We start from the raw sequence: 283 nt of genomic DNA, 5'->3' as shown, positions 1-283 counted from the left end.
GCGCAATGGGGTCGAGCGCGGGCAGGGGCTGCCGGCGCGGGTTGATGTCGATCACCGTCGAGCCATCGGCCCGCAGCACCAGCAGCAGGCTTTCCTGGTTGCCCAGCATGTTCTGGTACAGCCGGGGCCGGGCTTGCAGGGCATCCAGGCTGTCGCTGTCCTGCAGCAGGGCCCGCACCTGTTCCAGGCGGCCGAGCAGGGCCAGGTCGTCGCGGTAGGCGATTTCCCCGGCCAGGGAACGGTAGAGGAACACCCCGATCACGCTGAGCACCAGGGCGCAGAC

Annotated in this window: 1 pseudogene; it reads right to left on the bottom strand. The window is 69.6% G+C overall.

The features are described from left to right. Positions 1-283, bottom strand: a pseudogene (locus F6S12_RS33365) (two-component sensor histidine kinase); the annotation flags it as partial.

The organism is Pseudomonas sp. JV245A, from assembly GCF_032424515.1.
Taxonomy (GTDB): Bacteria; Pseudomonadota; Gammaproteobacteria; order Pseudomonadales; family Pseudomonadaceae; genus Aquipseudomonas; species Aquipseudomonas protegens.
The sequence above is the reverse complement of the archived record's forward strand: the minus strand, read 5'-3'. Positions and strand labels throughout refer to the sequence as shown.